At 69.9% G+C, this 23,770-nt stretch carries 26 protein-coding genes; 18 read left to right on the top strand and 8 right to left on the bottom strand.

What is annotated here, in order from left to right; translation table 11 throughout:
• The first annotated feature begins 7 nt into the window (after window positions 1–7).
• Window positions 8–577, top strand: coding sequence for a TetR/AcrR family transcriptional regulator (locus AB6A69_RS10870; RefSeq protein ID WP_371038702.1), 570 nt, complete (start codon window positions 8–10; stop codon window positions 575–577).
• Between the two features lie 116 nt (window positions 578–693).
• On the opposite strand, the gene AB6A69_RS10865 is transcribed toward AB6A69_RS10870, so the two are convergent.
• Both AB6A69_RS10865 and AB6A69_RS10860 read right to left on the bottom strand, forming a co-directional pair.
• Window positions 694–2,331 carry a DUF6504 family protein gene (locus AB6A69_RS10865; protein WP_371060780.1) on the bottom strand — a complete coding sequence of 546 codons (1,638 nt, stop codon included), beginning with the start codon at window positions 2,329–2,331 and terminating at the stop codon, window positions 694–696.
• Window positions 2,332–2,408: 77 nt separating this feature from the next.
• Window positions 2,409–2,675: an I78 family peptidase inhibitor gene (locus AB6A69_RS10860; protein WP_371060779.1), complete on the bottom strand. Its 267-nt coding sequence runs from the start codon at window positions 2,673–2,675 to the stop codon at window positions 2,409–2,411.
• A 118-nt stretch (window positions 2,676–2,793) separates the two neighbouring features.
• On the opposite strand from AB6A69_RS10860, the gene AB6A69_RS10855 reads away from it, so the two are divergent.
• From AB6A69_RS10855 to AB6A69_RS10840, 4 genes are all read left to right on the top strand, one after another.
• Window positions 2,794–3,921: an S-(hydroxymethyl)glutathione dehydrogenase/class III alcohol dehydrogenase gene (locus AB6A69_RS10855; RefSeq protein ID WP_371060778.1), complete on the top strand. Its 1,128-nt coding sequence runs from the start codon at window positions 2,794–2,796 to the stop codon at window positions 3,919–3,921.
• 25 nt (window positions 3,922–3,946) lie between these two features.
• Window positions 3,947–4,435: an N-acetyltransferase family protein gene (locus AB6A69_RS10850; RefSeq protein WP_371060777.1), complete on the top strand. Its 489-nt coding sequence runs from the start codon at window positions 3,947–3,949 to the stop codon at window positions 4,433–4,435.
• Window positions 4,436–4,492: 57 nt separating this feature from the next.
• The gene (locus tag AB6A69_RS10845) at window positions 4,493–5,209 is read left to right on the top strand and encodes an NYN domain-containing protein (RefSeq protein ID WP_371055599.1); all 717 of its coding nucleotides are present in this window, start codon (window positions 4,493–4,495) and stop codon (window positions 5,207–5,209) included.
• Window positions 5,210–5,385: 176 nt separating this feature from the next.
• The gene (locus tag AB6A69_RS10840; RefSeq protein ID WP_371060776.1) at window positions 5,386–5,904 is read left to right on the top strand and encodes a GNAT family N-acetyltransferase; all 519 of its coding nucleotides are present in this window, start codon (window positions 5,386–5,388) and stop codon (window positions 5,902–5,904) included.
• Between the two features lie 265 nt (window positions 5,905–6,169).
• Here the strand turns inward: AB6A69_RS10840 and AB6A69_RS10835 are convergent, their stop codons facing one another.
• Complete coding sequence (locus tag AB6A69_RS10835) at window positions 6,170–6,811, bottom strand: TetR/AcrR family transcriptional regulator (protein ID WP_371060985.1); 642 nt, start codon at window positions 6,809–6,811, stop codon at window positions 6,170–6,172.
• Between the two features lie 130 nt (window positions 6,812–6,941).
• Here AB6A69_RS10835 and mbfA point away from each other — a divergent pair, with 130 nt between their 5' ends.
• The 9 genes from mbfA to zapE all read left to right on the top strand — a co-directional run bounded on the left by mbfA (window position 6,942) and on the right by zapE (window position 14,655).
• On the top strand, window positions 6,942–7,916 hold the full coding sequence (gene mbfA / locus AB6A69_RS10830; RefSeq protein WP_371060775.1) for an iron exporter MbfA: 975 nt from the start codon (window positions 6,942–6,944) through the stop codon (window positions 7,914–7,916).
• A gap of 66 nt (window positions 7,917–7,982) precedes the next feature.
• Window positions 7,983–8,912, top strand: a complete 930-nt coding sequence (locus AB6A69_RS10825) for an AEC family transporter (RefSeq protein ID WP_371038693.1) — start codon at window positions 7,983–7,985, stop codon at window positions 8,910–8,912.
• 14 nt (window positions 8,913–8,926) lie between these two features.
• Window positions 8,927–9,631, top strand: coding sequence for a nitroreductase family protein (locus AB6A69_RS10820; RefSeq protein ID WP_371060774.1), 705 nt, complete (start codon window positions 8,927–8,929; stop codon window positions 9,629–9,631).
• Between the two features lie 66 nt (window positions 9,632–9,697).
• Complete coding sequence (fghA, locus tag AB6A69_RS10815; protein WP_371060773.1) at window positions 9,698–10,528, top strand: S-formylglutathione hydrolase; 831 nt, start codon at window positions 9,698–9,700, stop codon at window positions 10,526–10,528.
• Window positions 10,525–10,971: a YaiI/YqxD family protein gene (locus tag AB6A69_RS10810; protein ID WP_371060772.1), complete on the top strand. Its 447-nt coding sequence runs from the start codon at window positions 10,525–10,527 to the stop codon at window positions 10,969–10,971. The genes fghA and AB6A69_RS10810 overlap by 4 nt, the downstream gene beginning before the upstream one ends.
• A gap of 94 nt (window positions 10,972–11,065) precedes the next feature.
• The gene (locus tag AB6A69_RS10805; protein WP_371060771.1) at window positions 11,066–11,686 is read left to right on the top strand and encodes an HAD family hydrolase; all 621 of its coding nucleotides are present in this window, start codon (window positions 11,066–11,068) and stop codon (window positions 11,684–11,686) included.
• Window positions 11,683–12,603, top strand: a complete 921-nt coding sequence (locus tag AB6A69_RS10800; protein WP_371060770.1) for an ornithine cyclodeaminase family protein — start codon at window positions 11,683–11,685, stop codon at window positions 12,601–12,603. Before AB6A69_RS10805 ends, AB6A69_RS10800 begins: the two co-directional genes overlap by 4 nt.
• Window positions 12,600–13,547, top strand: a complete 948-nt coding sequence (locus AB6A69_RS10795) for an alpha/beta fold hydrolase (protein ID WP_371060769.1) — start codon at window positions 12,600–12,602, stop codon at window positions 13,545–13,547. Before AB6A69_RS10800 ends, AB6A69_RS10795 begins: the two co-directional genes overlap by 4 nt.
• A gap of 46 nt (window positions 13,548–13,593) precedes the next feature.
• The gene (gene zapE / locus AB6A69_RS10790) at window positions 13,594–14,655 is read left to right on the top strand and encodes a cell division protein ZapE (protein WP_371060768.1); all 1,062 of its coding nucleotides are present in this window, start codon (window positions 13,594–13,596) and stop codon (window positions 14,653–14,655) included.
• Window positions 14,656–14,678: 23 nt separating this feature from the next.
• Here zapE and AB6A69_RS10785 read toward each other — a convergent pair whose 3' ends face one another.
• The 3 genes from AB6A69_RS10785 to AB6A69_RS10775 are packed head-to-tail and all read right to left on the bottom strand — an operon-like array spanning window position 14,679 to window position 17,850.
• Complete coding sequence (locus AB6A69_RS10785) at window positions 14,679–15,953, bottom strand: folylpolyglutamate synthase/dihydrofolate synthase family protein (protein ID WP_371060767.1); 1,275 nt, start codon at window positions 15,951–15,953, stop codon at window positions 14,679–14,681.
• A complete protein-coding gene (accD, locus tag AB6A69_RS10780; RefSeq protein WP_371038683.1) occupies window positions 15,950–16,882 on the bottom strand; it encodes an acetyl-CoA carboxylase, carboxyltransferase subunit beta in 933 nt (310 codons plus the stop codon). Before accD ends, AB6A69_RS10785 begins: the two co-directional genes overlap by 4 nt.
• 59 nt (window positions 16,883–16,941) lie before the next feature.
• Window positions 16,942–17,850, bottom strand: a complete 909-nt coding sequence (locus AB6A69_RS10775; RefSeq protein ID WP_371038682.1) for a lysostaphin resistance A-like protein — start codon at window positions 17,848–17,850, stop codon at window positions 16,942–16,944.
• A 104-nt stretch (window positions 17,851–17,954) separates the two neighbouring features.
• Here AB6A69_RS10775 and ilvD point away from each other — a divergent pair, with 104 nt between their 5' ends.
• From ilvD to AB6A69_RS10755, 4 genes are read left to right on the top strand one after another with little or no spacing between them, the layout of a single operon-like run.
• On the top strand, window positions 17,955–19,688 hold the full coding sequence (gene ilvD, locus AB6A69_RS10770) for a dihydroxy-acid dehydratase (protein ID WP_371060766.1): 1,734 nt from the start codon (window positions 17,955–17,957) through the stop codon (window positions 19,686–19,688).
• The gene (locus AB6A69_RS10765) at window positions 19,669–20,328 is read left to right on the top strand and encodes a dihydroxy-acid dehydratase (protein ID WP_371060765.1); all 660 of its coding nucleotides are present in this window, start codon (window positions 19,669–19,671) and stop codon (window positions 20,326–20,328) included. The genes ilvD and AB6A69_RS10765 overlap by 20 nt, the downstream gene beginning before the upstream one ends.
• 50 nt (window positions 20,329–20,378) lie before the next feature.
• A complete protein-coding gene (locus tag AB6A69_RS10760) occupies window positions 20,379–21,149 on the top strand; it encodes a DUF6478 family protein (protein WP_371060764.1) in 771 nt (256 codons plus the stop codon).
• Between the two features lie 10 nt (window positions 21,150–21,159).
• Complete coding sequence (locus AB6A69_RS10755) at window positions 21,160–21,531, top strand: hypothetical protein (RefSeq protein ID WP_371038678.1); 372 nt, start codon at window positions 21,160–21,162, stop codon at window positions 21,529–21,531.
• 55 nt (window positions 21,532–21,586) lie between these two features.
• Here the strand turns inward: AB6A69_RS10755 and AB6A69_RS10750 are convergent, their stop codons facing one another.
• The gene (locus tag AB6A69_RS10750; protein ID WP_371060763.1) at window positions 21,587–22,402 is read right to left on the bottom strand and encodes a cytochrome c1; all 816 of its coding nucleotides are present in this window, start codon (window positions 22,400–22,402) and stop codon (window positions 21,587–21,589) included.
• A 17-nt stretch (window positions 22,403–22,419) separates the two neighbouring features.
• Window positions 22,420–23,763 carry a cytochrome bc complex cytochrome b subunit gene (locus AB6A69_RS10745; RefSeq protein WP_371038676.1) on the bottom strand — a complete coding sequence of 448 codons (1,344 nt, stop codon included), beginning with the start codon at window positions 23,761–23,763 and terminating at the stop codon, window positions 22,420–22,422.
• Between the last annotated feature and the right edge of the window lie 7 nt (window positions 23,764–23,770).

Raw genomic sequence — 23,770 nt, 5'->3', positions numbered from 1 at the left:
GCGGCCGGTGGCACGGGGGCTTGCACGCGATCACGATGCCAAGCGCGCGGCGCTGCGCAAGGGGGCCGCGCGCTATTTCGCGCGGCACGGCTACGACCGCGCCTCCATGGCGGGCGCGGCGCGCGACTGCGGCGTGTCGAAGGCGCTGCTCTACCATTATTACGACAGCAAGGAGGCGCTGCTCTTCGACATTCTCGAGGCGCATCTGACCGAACTCGCCGAGCGCGCCGAGGCGGCGCGCCCGGGCGGGCTTCGCGCGCTGATGGCGGCCCTTCTCGCCGCCTACGAGGACGCCGACGCCGAGCACAAGCTGCAGCTCGACGCCCTCGCCACGCTGCCGGAGGAGATGAAGGCGCCGCTCGTGGCGGCGCAGCGCCGCGTGGTGCGGGAGATGTCGGAGGCTGTCGCCGCCGAGGCGCCCGGGCTCGACGCCGACCGGCTGCGCGCGGTGACCATGTCGGTCTTCGGCATCCTCAACTGGGTCTACATGTGGCACCGGCCCGGCAAGGGCCTGTCGCGCGAGGATTACGCCGATCTTGCCGCCGACATGGTGCTCGGGGGTGTGCGCGGTCTTTGAGCCGGGCGCGTCCCGGCGGACCCGGCTGCGCCGGGACGGCTTTGCCGGGGCCGCCTGCGGCGGCCGGCCTCCGGCGGGAGTATTGGGGCCAAGAAGAAGCCGGTGACGCGCGGCATTCACGCGAAGGCGCCGTGGCAGAACCAGCCGGGCGACATGGTCCCGCCATGGGCGTAGTAGAGCCAGAGCCTGTCGCCTGCCGAGGTCGTCACCCGCCAGTAGTCGCGCTGCCCGGTGCGCCAGTCGGGATCGTCGAGCCACCATTCGGGCGCGATCCGCTCGGGCCCCTCGGCGGCGGCGGTGGCGAGGTCACGCCCGCGCCAGCGGAACCGCGCGGGCGGCCCGGGGGTTTCGGGTGCGTTCACCGGTTCGGGACGCCAGAGCGAGAGCGGGCGCGGCGCGGGGGGCGCGGGCCAGCGGCTGTCGAAGGGCCCTGTCCAGGCGGCGGCCTGCACCGTCGCGGTCTTCTCGGGGACGTGGCTTCCGGCCGGGTGGCGGCGGGTGATCGCCTCGAGCCCGATGCGCGCGCCGAGCCGGCCGATCAGGTCCTCGAGCGCGCCCTCCGGCGTGGCGTCGCGGCGCGCGGCCGCGCCCGCGTCGAGATGGCCGCAGGGACGGCGCGCGGACACGGGCTCGGTCAGCGTGGCCTCGAGGCGCAGCGCGTCGATCCCGAAGCCCGCCTCGATCCCGCCGATCTTCAGCGCGAAGAGCGGGCGGATGCGGTCGGGGTCGGCGGCGGGGCGGGCGAGGCCGACCTCCACCGTCTCGTGCGTTCCGTCGGCGCGCATCGCCTCGAGCCGGAGCCGCCGCGCGCCCCGACCGGCCGTCGCGAGCCGCGCGCAGACACGCTCGAGCAGCCGGTCGAGCGCGGCCATCACGTCGGCCTCCAGCCCGATCGGGTCGGGCAGGGTGAGGCGGGCGGCGAAATGCGGCGGGGTCGCGGCCGGGGAGACCGGCTCTGGCGCCGCGCCGAAGGCCTGGTCGAGACGCGTGACGAGGGCAGGGCCGAAGCGGCGCGCGAGCGCGGCGCGCGGCTGGCCGGCCAGATCGCCGATCCGGCGCAGGCCGAGCCGGGCGAGCGCCTCGGCGGTGTCCGGCTCCAGCCGGAGCGCGGCCACCGGCAGCGCGGCGAGCGCGCTGTGCGTCCGTCCGGGCGGCGCGATGCAGCCTGTCTGCGGCGCTGGCGCGGCGGGTCTGTTGCGGGGACGTCGGGCGGCGGTGGCGCGGGTGGCGCGTGCCTCCTGGCGGATCTCGTCGCCCGAGCGGTGCGGCGCGCCGGCCGCCCCGGCGTGGTGCGCGAGCGCCCAGGCCGCGCCGCGCGTGTCGGCGATGGCGGCGCGCACCGTCAGGCCGAAGCCCGCGCAATCCTGCACGATCCGGTCGAGAAGCCCCGCCTCGCCGCCGAAGAGATGGGCGCAGCCGGTGATGTCGGCCACGAGCCCGTCGGGCGGCTCCTCGGCGATCCAGGGCGAGACGCGTTCCGCCCAGCGGCGCAGCGCGGCGAGGAAGGCGGCTTCGGCCGCGGGGGTCTCGCGCCGTGTCACGAGGCCCGGGCAGACCGCCATGGCGTCGGCGAGCGGCTGGCCGGGAGAAAGCCCCGCCGCTTCGGCCGCCGCCGAGACTGAGGCGAGCACCTGGCGCTGCCGCGCGTCGCGGACCACCGCGAAGGGGCTGTCGGGACAGGATGCGCCGAGCCGCAGCAGCCGCTCGGCCGCGAGCCGGGGAAACCAGATCGACAAGATGCGCCGCGGGGACATGACCGAAAGGATGTTCTTTGTATGTTCTCGCCCTGATCTAGGCCGAGTCGGCCGGCGAGTCGAGGCCCGGCCCTGTCCTAGACGCAGTCCACCCGCAAGATGCGGCCCGCCTCGTCCACGGTGATGGTCATCCGGTCGGGACGGAAATCCATCGTGGCGGGCTGGCCCGGGCGCAGCACGCGCGTGTTTTCCGGCAGCGCCACCCCGTCCAGGATACTGGCGGGTCGGTCCACGAGGAACTGCATGGTGGAGGCGCCGCACGCGTCCCCCGGGTCGCCGGGCGCGGGCCCGCAGGCGGCCAGCGCGAGCGGCAGGAGCGAAAATGCGGCAAGGCGTCCTGGCATGGCGGTCTCCTTTTCCCTGCATGGGGAGTGTCGCGGAAGCCTCACGACATGTCGATGCCGAGTTGAAATGGCCGCGCGCTTGCCACAGGCTGGTGCCGCGACAGCAGGGGAGGAGCGCATGCGCACGAAAGCCGCCGTGGCCCTAGGGGCCGGCAAGCCGCTGGAGATCATGGACGTCAACCTCGAGGGGCCGAGGGCCGGAGAGGTCCTGGTGGAGATCAAGGCCACCGGCATCTGCCACACCGACGAGTTCACGCGCTCGGGCGCGGACCCCGAGGGCCTCTTCCCGTCGATCCTGGGCCACGAGGGGGCGGGCATCGTCGTCGAGGTGGGCGAGGGCGTCACCAGCGTGAAGCCGGGCGATCATGTCATCCCGCTCTACACGCCCGAGTGCCGCGCGTGCCCGTCCTGCCTGAGCCAGAAGACCAATCTGTGCACCGCCATCCGGTCGACGCAGGGCCAGGGCCTCATGCCCGACGGGACCTCGCGCTTCTCCACGCTGGATGGCGACGTGCTGCACCACTACATGGGCTGCTCGACCTTCGCCAACCACACGGTCCTGCCCGAGATCGCGGTGGCGAAGATCCGCCAGGACGCGCCCTTCGACAAGGTCTGCTACATCGGCTGCGGGGTGACCACCGGCGTCGGCGCGGTGATCAACACCGCCAAGGTCGAGATCGGGGCGAAGGCCGCCGTCTTCGGGCTGGGCGGCATCGGGCTCAACGTGATCCAGGGACTTCGCCTCGCCGGCGCGGACATGATCATCGGGGTGGACATCAACCCCGACAAGCGCGCCCAGGCCGAGCGTTTCGGAATGACCCATTTCGTCAACCCGAACGAGGTCGAGAACGTCACGCAGGCAATCGTGGATCTGACCAAGACGAAGGCCGACCAGATCGGCGGCGCCGACTACTCCTTCGACTGTACCGGCAACGTGCAGGTCATGCGCGCGGCGCTGGAATGCACCCATCGCGGCTGGGGGGAGTCGGTGATCATCGGCGTGGCGCCCGCGGGTGCCGAGATCTCGACCCGTCCCTTCCAGCTCGTGACCGGCCGGGTCTGGAAGGGCACGGCCTTCGGCGGAGCGCGCGGGCGCACCGACGTGCCGAAGATCGTCGACTGGTACATGGACGGCAAGATCGAGATCGATCCGATGATCACGCACACGCTCTCGCTCGACGAGATCAACAAGGGCTTCGATCTCATGCACGCGGGCGAGTCGATCCGCTCGGTGGTCGTCTACTGACGCGTTCGCCCGGGAGTCTTCCCGCATGGCGCTCGCGATCCGCCCGGCAACCGCGGCCGACGACGACGCGATCTGGGCGATCCTGAAGCCCGTGATCGAGGCGGGCGACAGCCTCGTCGCCGATCCGCGGGGCGGGCGCGCGGGCGCCCTCGCCTACTGGCGCCCGCCCGGCGCGGAAACTTTCGTGGCCGAGGAGGAGGGTCGCGTCCTCGGCACCTACTACCTGAAGCCCAACCAGCCAGGCGGCGGCGCCCATGTCGCCAACGCGGGCTATTGCACGGCGCCCTGGGCGCGAGGCCGGGGCGTGGCGCGGAAGATGCTTGCCCATTCCCTCGAGGAGGCGCGGGCGCGCGGATTCCGCGCCATGCAGTTCAATTTCGTCGTCGCCACCAACACCCGCGCGATAGAGACATGGGACCGTGCGGGCTTCACGGTGGTGGGACGCCTGCCGGAAGCGTTCCGGCACCCGGCGGAAGGCTTGGTGGATGCGCTGGTGATGCATCGCCGGCTCTGAGGACACATTGTGCCCGCCGCCCGTATCGGCGACATTGCCGGAAAATGGAGGACCTTCTTGCCCAGCCCCGACCGCACCCCGCTTCTGGCCGTTCTCATCGACGCCGACAACGTGCCGGCGAAACACGCCAAGCAGATCCTGAAGGAGATCACCACCTTCGGGGAGCCCGGGCTTCGCCGGGTCTACGGCGACTGGTCGAACCAGCGGCTTGCCGGCTGGACCCGTGTCGCGCAGGAACTCGGCCTCGTGCAGCATCAGCAGACGGCGAACACCAGGGGCAAGAACGCCTCTGACATCGGGCTCGTGATCGACGCGATGGACATTCTCCATGCCGGCCGGTTCGACGGGTTCGTTCTGGTGTCCTCGGACAGCGACTTCACCCGCCTCGCTAGCCGCATCAGGGAACATGGCCTGACCGTGATCGGTATCGGCGAGGCCAAGGCGCCGGACGCGCTGAAGAACGCCTGCAACCGCTTCGTGGCGATCGAGAACATCGCGCCGGAGGACACCGGCCCGTCGCGGACCCGCGAGGTGAGCGGCCAGACGCTTTCGGAGGCGCGGCAGCTCTTTTTCGACGCGATGGAAAAGATCGACCAGGAGGAGGACGAATGGTTCCCGCTGGGGCGCATCGGCCAGCAGATCCAGGCGGATTACCCGGATTTCGACACGCGGACCTATGGCAAGCGGAAGCTTTCGGACCTCGTCGCGGACCTGAAGGTGTTCGAGACGAAGAAGGGGCCGGGCAACCAGCTTCTCGTTCGGCGGGTGGACTGACGAAGGTTCTGGGTCGAACTCTTCGCCGGCCCGCGAGGTCATCGGCCGTCGGATGCGATACACATGGGGGGCCTTCGGGCGCCCTGATCCTGTCAGGGTGAAGGTCCGCTGCGAGCCCGTTGCCGCCGTTCCGGTGAGGGAGAAGAACTGCTAGGCTCAAAAACTGGGGGGATGTGATGACTGCCGACGAGATCCGGATTGAAGTGTTAAGGGATCTGGCCGGCGTGCCCGGTTGGATCGACATGAAACGGGAATATCTGGGTTTTGCCGTGGCGCGTCATAAGGAGGCGACCGGGCAGGTTGTCGACCCAGAGGAGCAACTTCGCCAGACTGTCGAGCAAACTGACGAATTTCTTGGACCTGATGGCTGCTTTATCGTTGCCAGGAGTCGAGAGGGAGACTTGATCGGCATGGTGCTCTTGCACCGGCTTTCCAATGGGAAGGGGGAGATAAAGCGGCTCTTCGTGCGGCCGCAAGCCAGGCGTACCGGGCTTGCCAGACGATTACTGGACCGACTCGAAATAGAAGCCCGAGAGATGGGCCTTTCGGCGCTTTATCTCGACACGAGCAGCGGACTTCGGGAAGCGATCGCGTTCTATGAATCTCGGGGTTTTGAGGAAGCTCCTTTTGACCCTGCCAGTGTGCAAGATCCAGAGATCGCGCGTCATCTCGTAATCATGGAGAAGCCGCTTTAGTCGGAGCCCACATCGTTCTTGCCCCGACTGTCTCCTAAGTCCGCAAGCCTGTTGGTGCGAATGCCCAGCTGGACCACTTTGCCCTACAGAGCGGCTCTGTTGCACAAATCGGCTTTTGACCGAGGTTCCCCTTTCCCCTGACAGACTTACTGGTGATGAAAAGTCCAATGACTGAAAAGTCCGCCAAGCGGCCGAACGCAGGTTGGACGGCCTCCCGCATTGTCTGGTGGATAATAGGGAACGTCTTCTTCTTCCCTCCAACCTGTCATGATTTTTCGGAAGAAGAATCGTGACGCCCATAGCGCGCCATGAAGGTCTCGACCGCGCCGTCGATGACGCGCTGCACTTCCTCTTCGGTGAAGCTGCGCTTGATGCCGAAGACCATGCGCGGGTGCAGGTCGGCCTTGCAGAGCTCCGCGAACTGGTCGGCGGCGAGGTCGACGTCGTCGATCTCTAGCTCGCCCCGCGCGCAGGCATCGGAGAGGTAGCGCTTCATGCGGTCGCGGACGAGCGCCGGCCCGCATTCGTAGAACTCGCGCCCGAGTTCGGGGAAGCGGTCCGCCTCGGCCACGCAGATCCGGTAGACGCGCTGGCCGAGATCGGAAAGCATGAAGCCGAGCATCTTGCGCGCCGCGACGGGAAGCACGCAACGCGGCGGCGCCGTGGTTTCCACGAGTTCGAGCGACTCCGCGGCGGCATGGGCGCATTCGCGCTTGGCCACTTCCATGAACAGAAGCCGCTTGTCCGCGAAGTAGCTGTAGAGCGTCGCCTTGGAAACGCCCGCCGCGCGGGCGATGTCGTCCACGCTGGCCCCCTCGAACCCGTCGCTGAGAAAGACCTTGCGCGCGCCTTCGAGCACCTGGTCGTATTTCCGGCCCTTCCGCGGCGTGCTCGAGGATGCGTTCATCGGCGTGTCTTCCATGTCGCGAACATAAACCGAACGGTTCAGTTCTAGCAACCCCGCTCGCCCGGGACCGCGGGCCTTGCCTTCGCCGCGGGGCCGCTATAATTTGGAATAATTCTAAACTGAGGCACTCATGCGTTTCTTCACCCAGCGGCGGCATTTCAGCGATCTCGGCGAGCGGGAAATCCTCGCTCTCGCCGTGTCCTCCGAGGAGGACGACGCGAGGATCTATCGCAGCTACGCCGAGCGGCTGCACGACGCCTATCCGGACACCGCCCGGATCTTCGAGGGAATGGCGGCGGAGGAGGACCGTCACCGCACGCGGCTGATCGAGCAGCACGAAAAACGCTTCGGCCCGACCATACCGCTGATCCGCCGCGAGCATGTCGCGGGGTATTACGCGCGCCGCCCCGTCTGGCTGGTCGAGAACCTCGGCATCGAGCGGATCCGCGACGAGGCCGCGATGATGGAGAAGGAGGCGGAGCATTTCTATCACGTCGCCGCGCAGCGGAGCACGGATGCGGAGACGCGCAAGCTTCTGGGCGACCTCGCCGCCGCGGAGGCGGGCCATCAGCAGGTGGCGGACCGGCTCGCCGAGGAACACCTCGACGCCGACGCGAAAAGTGCCGAGGAGCGCACGGCGCGGCGCCAGTTCGTCCTGACCTGGGCGCAGCCGGGCCTTGCGGGGCTGATGGACGGCTCCGTGTCCACGCTCGCGCCGATCTTCGCGACCGCCTTCGCCACGCAGGACACCTCGACGACGTTTCTCGTCGGCCTCGCGGCCTCCGTCGGGGCAGGCATCTCGATGGGGTTCACCGAGGCGGCCTCGGATGACGGGGAGCTGTCGGGGCGGGGATCGCCGATCAAGCGGGGCCTCGCCTCGGGCGTGATGACCACGCTCGGCGGGCTCGGCCACGCGCTGCCCTATCTCATTCCGCATTTCGCCACCGCGACGGCCATCGCCATCGCCGTCGTCTTCGTGGAGCTCTGGGCGATCGCGTGGATGCAGAATCGTTTCATGGAGACGCCCTGGCTGCGCGCGACCTTCCAGGTGGTGCTGGGCGGCGCGCTCGTCTTCGCCGCGGGGGTTCTGATCGGCAGCGGCTAGGCGTCGTCGCAGCCCTCGCGCGTGGCGGCGGATTGACGCGGGCCGGGGGCATGCTACGAAGCTTCGGTGCTCGAGATATTCCTAAAGACGCTGCCGTTCTTTTCGCTGATCGGCCTCGGTTTCTGGGCCGGGCGAAGCGGATTCTTCAGCGCCGAGGCCACCGCCTACCTGACGAAGTTCGTCTTCTACTTCGCGCTCTCGGCGATGCTCTTCCGCTTCGCCGCAAATCTCTCGATCACGGAGATCTTCGACGGGCGCCTGGTGGCCGGGTATCTCTGGGGCACGGCGGTGGTCTACGCGATCGCCACCGGCGTCGCGTTGCTGCGAAGGCTCGACGTTCCCACCGCCGCGGTCGAGGCGCAGACGGCGGTGATCGGCAACACCGGCTTTCTCGGCGTGCCGATGCTGACGCTGCTGCTGGGGGCCGGGGCGATCGGGCCGGTGATGCTCGCGCTCGCCGTGGACCTCATCGTGTTTTCCTCGCTCATCGTGATCCTGATCACGGGGGCGCGCGACGGGCGGATGAGCCTCGCCATTCTTGGGACGGTGGGCACGGGGCTGGTCCGCAACCCGATGATCGTGTCGATCACGCTGGGCCTCGCATGGTCGGGCACCGGTTGGACGATCCCGGGGCCGGTGAACGAGTTCCTGGGCATTCTCGGCGCCGCCGCGACGCCCGGGGCGCTCTTCGCGATCGGGGCGTCGCTTGCCACCAAGTCGGCCGAACGCGTGGAAATCGCAGCCTGGCTCAGCCTGTGCAAGCTGGTGCTGCATCCGGCGGCCGTAGCCTTCGGTGTGCTCTGGCTCTTTCCCGCCGATCCCTACAAGGCGGGCGTGATGATCGCCGCCGCGGCCTTGCCCGTGGCGGGCAACGTGTACATCCTTGCGCAGCACTACGGCGTGGCGCCGCAGCGGGTATCGGCGGCGATCCTGCTCTCGACGCTGGCGAGCATCGTCACCGTCACCTGGGTCATCGCCAACCTGCCCGCGACCTGAAAGGGAGGCCACCGATGTTCCGCAAGGGCGAAGTCCGTTACGAGCCGCTACCGCTTCCCGACCGGCGGGAGATGGACGATGCGCGGATGATCGCGGCGGCGCGCGCCGTCCACGAGGAGATGCGCACCCGCCACAGCGTGCGCGACTTTTCCGACCGGCCCGTGCCCGGAGAGGTGATCGCGGAATGCGTCCGCACCGCCGGCACCGCGCCGTCGGGCGCCAATCACCAGCCCTGGCACTTCGTGGCGATCTGCGATCCGGCGATGAAGGCGCGCATCCGCGCCGCCGCCGAGGCGGAGGAAGAACGCTTCTACGAGGGGGCCGCCGGCGAGGAATGGCTGAAGGCGCTGGAGCCCATGGGCACCGCCGCCTCGAAACCGCACCTGACCACCGCCCCCTGGCTCGTCGTGGTCTTCGCGCAGCGTTACGGCCTCACCGAGGAGGGCGAGCGCTACAAGAACTACTATGTCCCCGAAAGCGTGGGCATCGCCACCGGCTTTCTGATCGCCGCGCTGCACCGCGCGGGGCTGTCCTGCCTGACCCACACGCCCAACCCGATGCGTTTTCTCAATGATCTCTGCGGCCGCCCCGATCACGAGAAGCCGGTGATGATCCTCGTCGTGGGGCACCCTGCCGAGGACGCGACCGTGCCGCGCGCGGCGAAGATCAAGAAGCCGCTCGAAGAGATCCTGACCATCTGCCCCGACGGGGACGCCTGAGCCCTTTTCCGCGCGCCGCCCGTCCTGCTAGGAGAGGGCGGAAGCCCAAGGGAAGGAGCCCCGCCCATGCAGACCGTCTCGGAAAACCGCGCCTTCGGCGGCGTGCAAGGCGTCTACACCCACGCCTCCGACGCCTGCGCCTGCGACATGACCTTCGGCCTCTTCCTTCCGGAAGAGGCGAAGGACGCGCCGGTGCCCGTGCTCTTCTATCTCTCGGGGCTCACCTGCACGCACGAGAACGCCATGACCAAGGCGGGGGCGCAGGGCTGGGCGGCGGAGCAGGGCGTCGCGGTCGTCTTCCCCGACACCAGCCCGCGCGGCGCGGAGGTGGCCGACGACGAGAGCTACGACCTCGGCCAGGGCGCGGGGTTCTACGTCAACGCCACCGAGATGCCCTGGGCCCGGCATTACCGCATGTGGGATTACGTGGCCGAGGAGTTGCCCGCGCTCATCGGCGCGCATTTTGCGGTGGACCCGGAGCGCCAGGCGATCACCGGCCATTCCATGGGCGGGCACGGCGCGCTGACGCTGGCGATGGGGCTGCCCGGGCGCTACCGCTCGGTGTCGGCCTTCGCGCCCATCGCGCATCCGAGCGCGGCGGAGTGGGGGCGCAAGCAGCTCCGCGCCTATCTTGGCGAGGACGAGACCGCGTGGCGGCCCCATGACGCGGCCTTGACGATGCGCGACCGGGGGCTCGACGCGCCCTTGCTGGTCGATCAGGGAACGGCCGATCCCCACATCGACAAGCTGCGCCCCGAGGCGCTGGCCGAGGCGATGGCGGCGTGCCGCGTGGACGGCGCGCTGCGCCTGCGGAAGGGCTATGACCACAGCTACTTCTTCGTCGCGAGCTTCATGGAGGAGCATCTTCGCTTCCATGCCGAGGCGCTTTACGCGTGACCCTCTACGTCGACGCCGACGCCTGCCCGGTGAAGGCCGAGGCCGAGCGCGTCGCCACACGTCACAAGGTGCCGGTGAAGCTGGTCAGCAACGGCGGCCTGCGTCCCTCCACAAACCCGCTGGTCGAGGTGGTGATCGTGCCCGAGGGGCCCGACATGGCCGATCTCTGGATCGCCGAGCGCGCGGGACGGGGCGACGTGGTGGTGACGAACGACATGCCGCTCGCGGCGCGCTGCGTGGCCTCCGGCGCGCTTGTCCTGCGGCCCGACGGCAGCGCCCTGACCGAGCGCAACGTGGGCGAGGCGCTTGCCCTGCGCGACCTGATGACCGATCTGCGTGCGGCCGATCCGTTCCGTCAGGGCGGGGCGAAAGGTTTCGGGAAGGCCGACCGCGTCCGTTTCCTCGACGCTCTGGAACGGTCGCTGCGCGCCGCGCGGGCGTGATCCCCGCGCATGGCACGGAAGGATGGAAAATCCCGCCCGTTTGCGCCTAGGCTCATGGCGACGCCCAGGAACTGGCGGAAAGGGAAACGGAACGATGCGACCTGACGCGGTTATCTTCGACATCGGCAACGTGCTGATCGAATGGAACCCCGAACGGTTCTACGACGCCGAGATCGGCCCGGCCCGGCGCCGCGCGCTCTTCGAGGCGGTGGACCTGCATGCCATGAACGACCGCGTGGATCGGGGCGGGGACTTCCGCGACACCATCTACGAAACGGCCGAGGCCTACCCCGAATGGCGGGACGAGATCAGGCTCTGGCATGACCGCTGGATCGAGCTCGCGCAGCCCGAGATCCCGGAATCCGTGCGCTTGCTGCGCGCGCTGCGCGGCCGGGGCGTGCCGGTCTTCGCGCTCACGAATTTCGGCATCGGCAGCTTCGAGCTGGCGCGCGGCCACTACCCCTTCCTCGACGAGTTCGACCGCGCCTTCATCTCGGGGCACATGGGCGTCATCAAGCCCGAGCCGGAAATCTACGCGCGGGTGGAGGCCGAGACGGGGCTTGCGCCGGAGCGGCTGCTCTTCGCCGACGACCGGGCGGACAACGTGGCCGCCGCGGCCGCGCGCGGCTGGCAGGCGCACCGCTTCGACGGACACGAGGGCTGGGCGCGGCGGCTCGTCGATGCGGGGCTTCTGGGCGCCGAGGCCGCAGCATGAGCGCGGTTCCGGTGATCCCCTTCGCCGAGGGCGAGGCGCGGCTCGACTGGCGCGCGCTCTGCGACGCGTTCGCCGATGGGCACCGCCGCCCGAAGGCCGAGGTGGCCGACAGTTTCCTTTACCGGGGCGAGGACACGCTTCTGTCGCGCGCGGCCTGGATCGACGGGCTGGGCATCGCCGTGAAATCGGCGACGATCTTTCCCGGCAACACGGCGCGCGATCTTGCCAGCGTCAATGGCGGGGTCAGCCTTTATGCCGACGATACCGGCCTGCTCGAGGCGATCGTCGATTTCCATCTCGTGACGAAATGGAAGACGGCCGGCGACAGCCTCTTTGCCGCCCGCCGCCTGGCGCGGCCCGATGCGCGCGAGATCCTGATCGTCGGCGCGGGCACGGTGGCGCGCTCGCTGCGCGAGGCCTATGGCGCGGGCTTTCCCGGGGCGCGCTTCACCGTCTGGAACCGCAGCCGCGCGCGGGCCGAGGAGATGGCGGCAGCCTTTCCGGGCATGGCCGTGGCCGACGATCTCGAAGCCGCGGTGGCGGGGGCGGACATCGTCACCTGCGCCACCATGTCGACCGAGCCGGTGATCCGCGGCGCGTGGCTGCGCCCCGGCCAGCACCTCGACCTCATCGGCGCCTTCCGCCGCGACATGCGCGAGGCGGATGACGACGCGCTGTCGCGCGCCCGCGTCTTCGTGGACAGCCGCGCCACGACGGTCGGGCATATCGGCGAGCTTCTCATCCCAATCGCCTCGGGCGCCTTCGCGGAAGAGGACATCGTCGCCGATTTCTACCAGCCCGACGCCTTCGCCCGGAAGGGCGCGGAGGAGGTCACGCTTTTCAAGAACGGCGGCGGGGCGCATCTCGACCTGATGACGGCGCGCTACATCCTGTCGCGCTGGCAGGCGGCCGCATGAGCGCGTGGCTCTGGCTGGTGGGGGCCGCGTCTGCGGGGATCGCGGCCGCGCCCTTCCTGCGCGAGCGCCGCCGCCCGATCATGGATGCGCAGGCCCGCCGCGCCGCGCCCGGCGAGTTCGCCCCCCTGCCGCTCGGCGAGACGCATTATCGCTGGGCGGGACAGGCGCGGGGCCCGGTCGCGGTCTGCGTGCACGGCCTCACCACGCCCTCCTTCGTGTGGGAGGCGCTTCTGCCCGAGCTTTCGCGCCTGGGGTTTCGCGTCCTGGTCTACGATCTCTACGGGCGCGGCTTTTCGGACCGGCCGGCCGGGCCGCAGGACGCGGCGTTCTTCACCGGTCAGCTCGACGCCCTGCTCGCCGACATGCTGGAGGAGGACGAGGCGATCACGCTCATCGGCTACTCGATGGGCGGGGCCATCGCCACGGCATATGCGGCGCGCCGGCCGGAGCGGCTGCGAAGCCTCGTGCTGATCGCGCCGGCCGGCATGGGCCACGACCTCGGCCCGCTGGCGCGCTTCGCGTGCGGTGCACCGCTTTTCGGCGACTGGCTCTTTCTCGCGGGCTATCCCCGCCAGCTTCGCCGCGGCATCGCGGAAGAGGCCGCGGCGGGCCGGGAAAGCGCCGTGCCCGACATGGCCGAGCGCCAGGCGGCGGAGCTGCGCTGGCGCGGCTTCCTCCCGGCGGTGAAGGCCAGCCTTCGCGGCATCCTCGCCCGCCCGATGGAGGCCGAGCATCGCGCGATCTCGCGCGCGGGCGTGCCGGTGCTGGCGATCTGGGGGCGGGAGGACACGGTGATCCCGCTCTCCGCCCTCGGGCGTCTCGTGCAGTGGAACCGGGTGGCGCGGCAGGAGGTGGTCGAGGGCGCGGGCCACGGCCTTGTCCATACCCACCCCGCCGAGGTGGCCGAGGCGATGCGCGACTTCGTCGAGGACCCGCCCGGCTGAGCCGCGACTCTGGCGGCGCGTCGTGGCCCGCGCTATGGCGGACGGCATGAGCGAGACGATGCAGGATCTCTACGCCGCGCGCGTGGCGACCGGGGCGATCGACCCGGACCCGGCGCAGGAGGCGGTGCTGCCCGAGCTGGAGCGCATCCGCCGCGCTCTCGCCCAGCCCGTGAAGCGCGGGCTCTTCCGCCGCGCGCCGGAACCGCCGAGGGGCCTTTATCTCTGGGGCGGGGTCGGGCGCGGCAAGTCCATGCTGATGGACCTTTTCGCCGCGGCCTCGCCCGCGCCCACGCGCCGCGTGCATTTTCACGCCTTCATGCAGGAGGTGCACGCCGGCATGGCCGCGGCGCGGGCCGAGGGGGTGGACGACGCGATCCGGCCCGTGGCCGCCGCCGTCGCGGACGAGATCAGCTGCCTTGCCTTCGACGAGATGCAGATCACCGACATCACCGACGCGATGATCGTCGGGCGGCTCTTCGAGCAGCTCTTCGCGGCGGGGGTCGTGGTGGTCGCTACCTCGAACCGCGCGCCCGACGATCTTTACAAGGACGGGCTGAACCGCGCGCTCTTCCTGCCCTTCATCGATCTCCTGAAGGAGCGCCTGGTTGTCCACGAGCTCGCCGGGGCAACCGACTACCGGCAGGACCGGCTTGCGGGCTCGCCGGTCTATTTCACGCCCGTGGACGCGGTGGCACGGCGCACCGTGGCCGAGATCTGGGACGGGCTGACCGGCGGCGATCACGCGCCGCTCACGCTGCGCGTCCAGGGCCGCGACGTGGTGCTGCCCGCCTTCCACAACGGGGTGGCGCGGGCACGCTTCCACGACCTTTGCGGACAACCGCTGGGGCCGGCCGATTACCTCGCCATCGCGGATGCGGTGCGGGTGCTCGTGCTCGAGGACATCCCGCAGCTCGGCCGCTCCAACTTCAACGAGGCGCGGCGCTTCGTGACCCTGGTGGACGCGCTTTACGAGGCGCGGGTGCGGCTCATCTGCACCGCCGCCGCCCTGCCCGAGATGCTTTACGTCGAGGGAGAGGGCAGCTTCGAGTTCGCGCGCACCGCGAGCCGGCTGCGCGAGATGATGAGCCACGGCTGGGGTCATCCCTGAGCCTGTCCGCGCCCCCGAGGCGATCAGCCGTTCTCCCGCAGGATGGCGCCGGCGAGGTAGAGCGAGCCGCAGATGAGCACCCGTGCATCGGGCGTCTCTGCGGCGAGGGCGGCGAGGGCGGCGGCAGGGCTCTCGGCGGTGCGGGCGGGCAGGCCCGCGGCCTCGGCCGCGGCGGCGGTGGTCTCGGCGGGCAGGGTGTTCGCCTCGCCTGGGATCGACACCGCCGTCAGGCTGTCGGCCACGCCCGCTAGCGGCGCGAGATAGCCCGCCACGTCCTTGGTGTTGAGCATCCCGCAGACGAGGTGGGTGGGCCGCGACGGCAGGCTTGCGAGGTGGCGCGCCAGCGCGGCGCCGGCGGAGGCGTTGTGCCCGCCGTCGAGCCAGAGTTCGACGCCGGGCGCGCTCTCGGCCAGAGGTCCGCGGCGCAGGCGCTGCATCCGCGCCGGCCATTCCGCGCCCGTCACGGCGGCCTCGCAGGCGTCCTCTCCGAAGCCGAGGTGGCGCAGCGCGGCGAGCGCCGCGCCCGCGTTGTCGATCTGGTGGGCGCCCGGCAGGACGGGCGGGGGCAGGTCCAGAAGCCCGCGCTCGTCCTGGTAGATCAGGCGCCCCCGCTCTTCCCGGGCATGCCAGTGCTGGCCATGGGCGAGAAGCGGAACGCCGCGCCGCGCGGCCTGCCGCTCGATCACCTCCATCGCGTCCTCGGGTTGCGGGCCGACGACGCAGGGCGTGCCGCGCTTCAGGATACCCGCCTTCTCGAAGGCGATCTTCGCCACCGTGTCGCCGAGGAACTGCTCGTGGTCGCGCGAGATGGGCGTCACGATCGTGAGCCGCGGCGCGTCGACCACGTTCGTCGCGTCGAGCCGCCCGCCGAGGCCGGTCTCGAGCAGCGTCCAGTCAGCGGGCGTGCGCGCGAAGGCCAGAAGCGCCGCGCAGGTGGTGATCTCGAAATAGGTGATCGGCGCGCCGCCGTTCGCGGCCTCGCACTCGTCTAGCGCCGCCGTCAGCGCCTCTTCGGAAATCAGCGCGCCGGAAAGCCGGATTCGTTCGTGGAAGCGGGCGAGGTGCGGCGAGGTGTAGGCGTGCACGCGCTGGCCGCCGGCCTCGAGACCCGCGCGCAGGAAGGCGAGGGTGGAGCCCTTGCCGTTCGTCCCGGCAAGGTGGATGACGGGCGCGAGCGCGCGCTCGGGGTGGCCCAGCGCGGCGAGCAGCCGCCAGACCCGGTCGAGCGTGAGGTCGATCACCTTGGGGTGCAGCGACATCATCCGTTCGAGGATGACGTCGGAGGCAAGCCCGCTCATCGCGCGGCGGGCTCCTTTGCGGCGACGGCGGTGTCGTCGCCCGGCGTCTCGGGCGCCGGCAGGTCGCCCTTCACAGCGGGGGGCAGGTTCAGCAGCATCCGCGTGATCGAGATGAGCTCGTCCCGGAGCTGGCCGCGCGGCGTCACGCGGTCGAGCATCCCGTGATCCAGAAGATACTCGGCGCGCTGGAAGCCCTCTGGCAGCTTCTCGCGGATCGTCTGCTCGATCACGCGGGGCCCGGCAAAACAGATCAGCGCGCCCGGCTCGGCGATCTGCACGTCGCCCAGCATGGCGTAGCTTGCCGTCACCCCGCCCGTGGTGGGGTGGGTGAGCACGACGATGTAGGGCAGGCCCGCCTCCTTCACCATCTCCACGGCGACGGTGGTGCGCGGCATCTGCATGAGCGAAAGGATCCCCTCCTGCATCCGGGCGCCGCCGGCGGCGGAGAACAGGATCAGGGGCCGCCGCGTTTCGACGGCGCGGCGCGCGGCGGCGATGATGGCGTTGCCGACATACATCCCCATCGACCCGCCCATGAAGGAAAAGTCCTGCGCGGCGGCGACGATGGGGGTGCGCCCGATCTCGCCCTCGGCGACCAGCATCGCCTCCTTCTCGCCGGTGGCCTTCTGCGCGGCCTTCATGCGGTCCGGATATCTTTTCTGGTCGCGGAACTGCAGCGGGTCGGCAACCGGCTGGGGAACACCGACCTCCTTGAAGACGCCGGCGTCGAAAAGCGTGGCGAAGCGCTCGCGCGGGCTGATCGGCATGTGGTGGCCGCAATTCGTGCAGACGTTGAGGTTGTCGCTGAGTTCACGGTGGAACAGCATCGTCCCGCATTCGTCGCACTTCGTCCAAAGGTTCTCGGGCATCTCGCGGCGCGAGAAGATCGAGTTGATGCGGGGCCGGACGTAGTTGGTGATCCAGTTCATGGCGGTGCCTTGCTGGGCGGGGACTGGGGCGAAATAAGCCCGCGAGCGCCGGATTGCAATCAGCGGCGGATCGCGACGCGCGCGGCCAGCCAGGAACATCCCATGATGGCCAGATCCACTGGCAGGGCGCTGCGGATGGCGTCGGTGTCGGTCGTGCTGAAGGGGTAGACGTAGAGCGCGAGCCCCGAGAGGTTGCCCTCCATCGCTGTGAGGGCCACGGCGAAGAGATTGTTGAAGAAGTGCATGGCGATGGCCGGCCCGAGATTGCCCGCCCGCGCGGTCAGGTCGGCGAGCGCGATGGCGAAGGCGCCGGTCCAGAGCGCCACCAGCCACGCATTGCCCGTGAACTGGCCCGGCGCGTAGTGGCCGAAGGCGAACAGCGCCGAGGGCACGCCGATCCAGATGAGCGGGCTGCGGTAGCGCGCGGCGAGCTGCTGCTGGAGGTAGCCGCGGAACAGCACTTCCTCGGCGCCGGTCTGCACCACGAGCGCGCTCAGCGTGAACGGCAAAAGCGCGAGCCAGAGCCCCGGCGCCATGTTCGGCTCGGGCGCGGCCGCCCCCGGCGCGCCCCACGGCGGAAGCAGCATCACGAGCAGGAAAAGAAGCCCGAGCGCGCCGAGAACGCGGAAGAAGTCGCGCGCCGCCTGCCGCAACGAGGGGCCGAGAAGGCTCGCGAAGCTGCGGCCGTGCAGATGATGCGCCGCCGCCGCGGCACCGAGCGCCATGAACACGAAGCTGTAGAGGATCACCAGCGCCGAGGCCGGGGTCGTCCCGGTTCCGTCCTCGAAGGTGAGCGCGTCGTAAAGCCTGTCGGGCGAGACCGCGTAGAGCACCGCGCGCATCGCCCAGTTGAGCCCGAAGAGCACGAGCGCCACCAGGAGCACCCCGAGCAGCAGGCGCCACGGCTCCGGCGTGGATCTCGCGGGGGCAACGAACGCGTCGTGGCGGGCGTAGGGCTGGCCGGTCATGCTGGGATAGCTAGTGCGCCGCGCGCATTCCCGCAATCGGCCTTGTGCGCTGGCGGGCGTTTCCGTATCCCCTTGATCCAATCGACCCGAGGGAGGCCCGACGCATGCTCAAGCGCAAGTTCGACAAGTCCCGGCTGCCGAGCCGCCACGTCACCGAAGGCCCGGCGCGCGCGCCGCATCGCTCCTACTACTACGCCATGGGCATGTCCGAGGAGGAGATCCACCAGCCGCTGGTGGGCGTGGCAACCTGCTGGAACGAGGCGGCGCCCTGCAACATCGCGCTCTCCCGCCAGGCGCAAGCGGTGAAGATGGGCGTGAGTCAGGGCGAGGGCACCCCGCGCGAGTTCACCACAATCACCGTCACCGACGGCATCGCCATGGGTCACGAGGGGATGCGCTCCTCGCTCGCCTCGCGGGAGGCCATCGCCGACACGGTCGAACTTACAATGCGCGGGCACTGCTACGACGCGCTCGTGGGGCTTGCGGGCTGCGACAAGTCGCTTCCCGGCATGATGATGGCGATGGTGCGCCTCAACGTGCCCTCGGTCTTCATCTATGGCGGCTCGATCCTGCCGGGGCGGCTCGACGGCAAGGACGTGACCGTGCAGGACGTGTTCGAGGCGGTGGGCCGTCACCAGGCGGGCGACTACTCCGACGAGCAGCTCGCGGTGCTGGAGCGCGTGGCCTGCCCCTCGGCGGGGGCCTGCGGCGGGCAGTTCACGGCCAACACCATGGCCTGCGTTTCCGAGGCGATGGGCCTCGCGCTGCCCAACTCCTCCGGCGCGCCTGCGCCGTACGAGAGCCGCGACCAGTACGGCGAGGCCTCGGGCCGCGCCGTCATGGACCTGCTAGAAAAGAACATCCGCGCCCGCGACATCGTCACGCTCAAGTCGCTTCAGAACGCCGCGCGGGTGGTGGCGTGCACGGGCGGGTCGACCAATGCCGGGCTGCACCTGCCGGCCATCGCCCACGAGGCCGGGATCGATTTCTTCCTAGACGACGTGTGCGAGATCTTCCGCGACACGCCCTATTTCGTGGACCTGAAGCCCGGCGGCCAGTTCGTCGCCAAGGATCTCTACGAGGCGGGCGGCGTGCCCGTGGTGATGAAGGAGCTGCGCAAGGCGGGGCTTCTGCACGAGGACTGCCTGACCGTCACGGGCCGCTCCATCGGCGAGGAGCTTGACCTGGTCGAGCGCGAGGCGGACGGCCGCGTGGTCCATCCCGTCGCGACGCCGATCACCGCAACCGGGGGCGTGGTCGGGCTGAAGGGCAACCTCGCGCCGCAGGGCGCCATCGTGAAGGTGGCCGGCATGGCCGCGGAAGAACAGCGCTTCACCGGCCCGGCGCGCGTCTTCGAATGCGAGGAGGACGCCTTCGCCGCCGTCAAGGCGCGCGAATACGAGGAGGGCGAGGTGATCGTCATCCGCAACGAGGGACCTGCCGGCGGGCCGGGGATGCGCGAGATGCTCGCCACCACCGCCGCGCTGTCTGGGCAGGGCATGGGCAAGAAGGTCGCGCTCATCACCGACGGGCGCTTCTCGGGCGCCACACGTGGCTTCTGCGTCGGCCATGTGGGTCCCGAAGCCGCCCATGGCGGGCCGATCGCGCTGATCCGGAACGGCGACATGATCACCATCGACGCGATCGGGGGTGAGTTGAGCGTGGATGTCTCCGACGAGGAGCTGAAGGCGCGCCGCGACGCGTGGCAGGGCCCGCGCGAGACGATTTACGCCTCCGGCGCGCTGTGGAAATACGCGCAGATCGTGGGCGAGACCTACAAGGGCGCGGTCACGCATCCGGGCGGCAAAGCCGAAAAGCATGTCTACATGGACCTCTAGAGCCGGCGCTCTCGCCGCGCTCGGGGCTGTCGCGTTGGTGTCGGCCGGGGGTTGCACAGCCCCCGGCGGCGCCGGTTCCGCGCCGCGGGAGGTCACGGTCGCGCGCGGGGCGCTCGTCGTCGTCGCGCCGCCCGGCTATTGCATCGACGAGAGCGCGACGCGCGACAGCGAGGAGGCAAGCTTCGTGCTGATCGCGAGTTGCGCGAGCCTTGCCTCCGGTCGTGTTCGGGGGCCGGCGGTCGCGCCCGCGCTGGTGACGGTCACCGTCTCGGCGCAGGACCCCGCGCTGGCCGAGCCCGACGCCCGCGCCCTCGCCGCGGCGGCCGGGGCCACGCGTGTGCTGGCGATGCGCCAGGCCGGGGCGCTGGCGCTCGTTCATCTGGGCGAGGGCGGCGACGCGGCGCTGCCTGGCGGCGATCCCCGGCATTGGCGCGGGGCCACCGTCGAGGCCGGCCGCGTCGTCGGCGTCGCCGCCTACGCGCCGCTCGGCAGCCCCGTGGCGGGGGAAGAGGGCGGCACGCTTCTTGCGGGCGTGGCCGCGCGGCTTCGCGCCGGCCCTGCTCCGGCCACCGCCACGGCCCCGGCCACCGTCCCGCCCGGTGGCGGGCCCTTCGCGGCGATCCGGGATTTGTTCACCTGACGCGTATTTTGCGCTATCAGGAGCGGTGGAATTCCTCCCGGGGGGACGGCATGGCGAGCGATGGCGGCATTCTGGACGGGCTGGCGCGGCGGCGGTCGCTGCGCGCCTGGACGCGTGCCGCACGCGGCGCCGAAGACGCCGCGCTTCCCGATCTTCGCCGGCAGATCGACGCGGCGCGCGGTCTGCGCGCGCAACTCGACCGGCTGATCCACACCGGCGAGGCGCGGCTCGCCGGTACCGCCGCCGGTGACGCGGTGCCGAAGTCACGGCCCGGCACCGACTGGTGGTGGCGTCCGGAGCTCTGGGACGGGCCGCTGGACGCGCCGGGCATGGCGTCGGTGCCGGCGGGCAGCGCGCTCGGCGCGCAGGCGCGGCTTTTCCACGACTGCCCGCGCGCCGAGATCGCGTTGCGCCAGGTCCGCAACCGCTGCGCGGCGGGCTTTGCGCCCTATGCCTTGCAGGCGGATGTCTTCGGCTTCGACGGCAGCTATCTGTCCCTCGCGCTGGAGGTGCCGGACGCCGCGGCGCAGGGGCTGCAGAAGCGGCACGTCATCGCCGTGGAGGCCGCCATCGAAACCGAGCGTCCGCTCGAGGTGTTCGTCCGGCTGAACATCCGGCACGGTCCCAACACCGAGCAGCTTGTCCGGGAGGTGACGCCGGGGGCGGACCCCGCCGTCGCCGAGTTCGATCTTGCCTACACCCGCCTCAACGATCGCCGGACGGAGCGGCTCTGGGTCGACCTGATCTTCGAGCGGCCGGCCATGACGCAGATCGTGCTGCGCGACGTCACGATGTCGCGCAGGGTCCGCGCGCAGATCTGAGGGGCAGCCCATGTCCACGCTGACCGTGACGAAGACCCGGCTTTCCGGCGGCCTGTGGGAGGGCCTCGTGTCCGGCGCGTCGGCCCCGCCCGAGATCGAGGTGCTGCACGACGCCCGCCCCGTCGAAGGCGTGCGGCTGGAACAGTCCGCCGAGGATGGCGCGCTCTGGCGGCTCAGCGTGCCGGTGCCGGCCGCCGCGATCGCCGACGGGGTGCAGACCTTCGTCATCCGGGACGGGGCAAGCGGCGAGACGCTGGAAAGCTTCTGCATTCTCGCGGGCGAAGCGCTCGACCACGACATCCGCGCCGAGATCGCGCTGCTGCGCGAGGAGCTGGATCTGCTGAAGCGGGCCTTCCGCCGTCACTGCCGCGACGGCGCATGAAAAACCCCCGCGCCGGGGCGCGGGGGGCGATGGGATCCGGTTCAGGCGAGCGGTGTCACTCGCCCTTCTTCGCCCGGGCCTTGACGGGCGCCCAGAGGCGCTTGTTGGTGAGGTAAAGCAGCACGGTCAGGATGGTCAGGAACAGCACCCCGGTGAAGCCGGCCTGCTTGCGTTCCATCATCTTGGGCTCGGCCGTCCACATCAGGAAGGCGGCCACGTCCTTCGCCATCTGCTCTTCCGTTGCGGGCGTGCCGTCGGCGTACTCCACCGCGCCTTCGTAAAGCGGCGGGGCCATGTTGATCCAGCCGCCGTCGATCACCGTGTTCTCGTAGAGCACGGCGCCGGCCTCCACCTTGTCCTCTCCAGTGTAGCCGAGGAGCAGCGACGCGGTGTATTCCGCACCACCCATGCCCTTGAAGAGCTGCGCGATGCCGGTGCCGTAGGGGCCGCTGAAGCCCGCCCGGGCCTTGGCCATCAGCGAAAGGTCGGGCGCGCCCTGCGTCTCGTTCGCCGGGAAGTGATCCGTCGGCCGCAGCGGGCGCAGGTCGCCGGTTTCGGCGTCCACGAGTTCGGGATTCGAGGCCGCGTCGATGACCATGAACTGCTCGGCGTAGGCGCGAACCTGATCGGCCGGCATGCCCGGGCCGGTCTCGCTGGTGAGAGTGCGGATCGGCACATGTTCCAGCCCGTGGCACGCGGAGCAGACCTGAGTATAGACCTGCAGGCCGCGCTGGAGCTGCGCCTGGTCGTAGGTTCCGAACGGCCCCTCGAAGGAGAAGGCGAAATCCTGCACATCCCCGGCGCCACCGGCGGCGAAAGCGCCGGTGGCTGCGAGCGACAGGGCCGCGGAGGCTGCGAGTTTCTTCAGCATGTCGTTTGCGTCCTTTCTCACTCGGCCGGCTGGGCGGCGGGCTTGGCCGTGCCTTCGTCGGACGAGAGATGGGCCTTGAAATCCTCCTCGATGGTCGCCGGCTGCGGTTGCGGCTTCTCCAGCACGCCCAGGAGCGGCAGGATCACGAGGAAGAAGGCGAACCAGTAGGTGGCGCCGATCAGGGCGATGACCGGGTAGATGCCTTCCGCCGGCATCGCGCCCGCCCACATCAGCACGAAGAAGTCGACGCAGAAGAGCGCGAACCACCACTTGAACATCGGCCGGTAGCGGCCCGACCGCACGTTCGACGTGTCGAGCCAAGGCACCAGCGCGACCACGATGATCGAGCCGAACATCGCCAGTACGCCGAAGAACTTGGCGTCGATGATGCCGCCGGTGATGAAGCTCGTGAACTGGACGATCCAGACCGAGTCGTCGAAGGCGCGCAGGATCGCGTAGAAGGGCAGGAAGTACCACTCCGGAACGATGTGCGCCGGGGTCACCAGCGGGTCGGCCTCGATGTAGTTGTCGGGGTGGCCGAGGTAGTTCGGCATGAAGCCGACGATGGCGAAGAAGATGATGAAGATCACGCCGAGCGCGAACAGGTCCTTCATCACGAAGTAGGGCCAGAAGGGAACGGTGTCCTTCTCGGCTTCCGCCTTCGAGGTGCGCCGCACCTCCACGCCGGTGGGGTTGTTGTTACCCGTGGTGTGGAAGGCCCAGATGTGGACGATCACGAGGCCGGCGATGATGAACGGCATCAGGTAGTGCAGCGAGAAGAACCGCTGCAGCGTCGCGTTGCCGACGGCCGGGCCGCCCTGCAGCCAGACCAGCAGCGAATCGCCGATGAACGGGATCGCGCCGAAGAGGCCGGTGATCACGGTGGCGCCCCAGAACGACATCTGGCCCCACGGCAGCACGTAGCCCATGAAGGCCGTCGCCATCATCAGCAGGTAGATCAGGATACCGATGATCCAGGTGATCTCGCGCGGCGCCTTGTAGGACCCGTAGTAGAGCCCGCGTGCGATGTGCGCGTAGACGGCGACGAAGAACAGCGAGGCGCCGTTCATGTGCAGATACCGCAGGAAGTGCCCGCCGTTCACGTTGCGCATGATGTGCTCGACGCTGGCGAAGGCCATGTCGGCATGCGGCGTGTAGTGCATCACGAGCACGATGCCGGTGATGATCTGCAACGCCAGCGTGAAGGTCAGGACGATGCCCCAGATCCACATCCAGTTCAGGTTGATGGGCGTGGGGATCTTGATCGTGTCGTAGAGCAGGGCCGCGATGGGCAGACGGCGGTGAAGCCACTTTTCGCCATCGCTCCGCGGCTCGTAGTGGTCGTGCGGGATACCAGACATTGGTGCG

The organism is Rhodosalinus sp. 5P4 (genome assembly GCF_041365695.1).
Taxonomy (GTDB): domain Bacteria; phylum Pseudomonadota; class Alphaproteobacteria; order Rhodobacterales; family Rhodobacteraceae; genus Rhodosalinus.
This window is presented reverse-complemented; position numbering and strand designations above follow the sequence as displayed.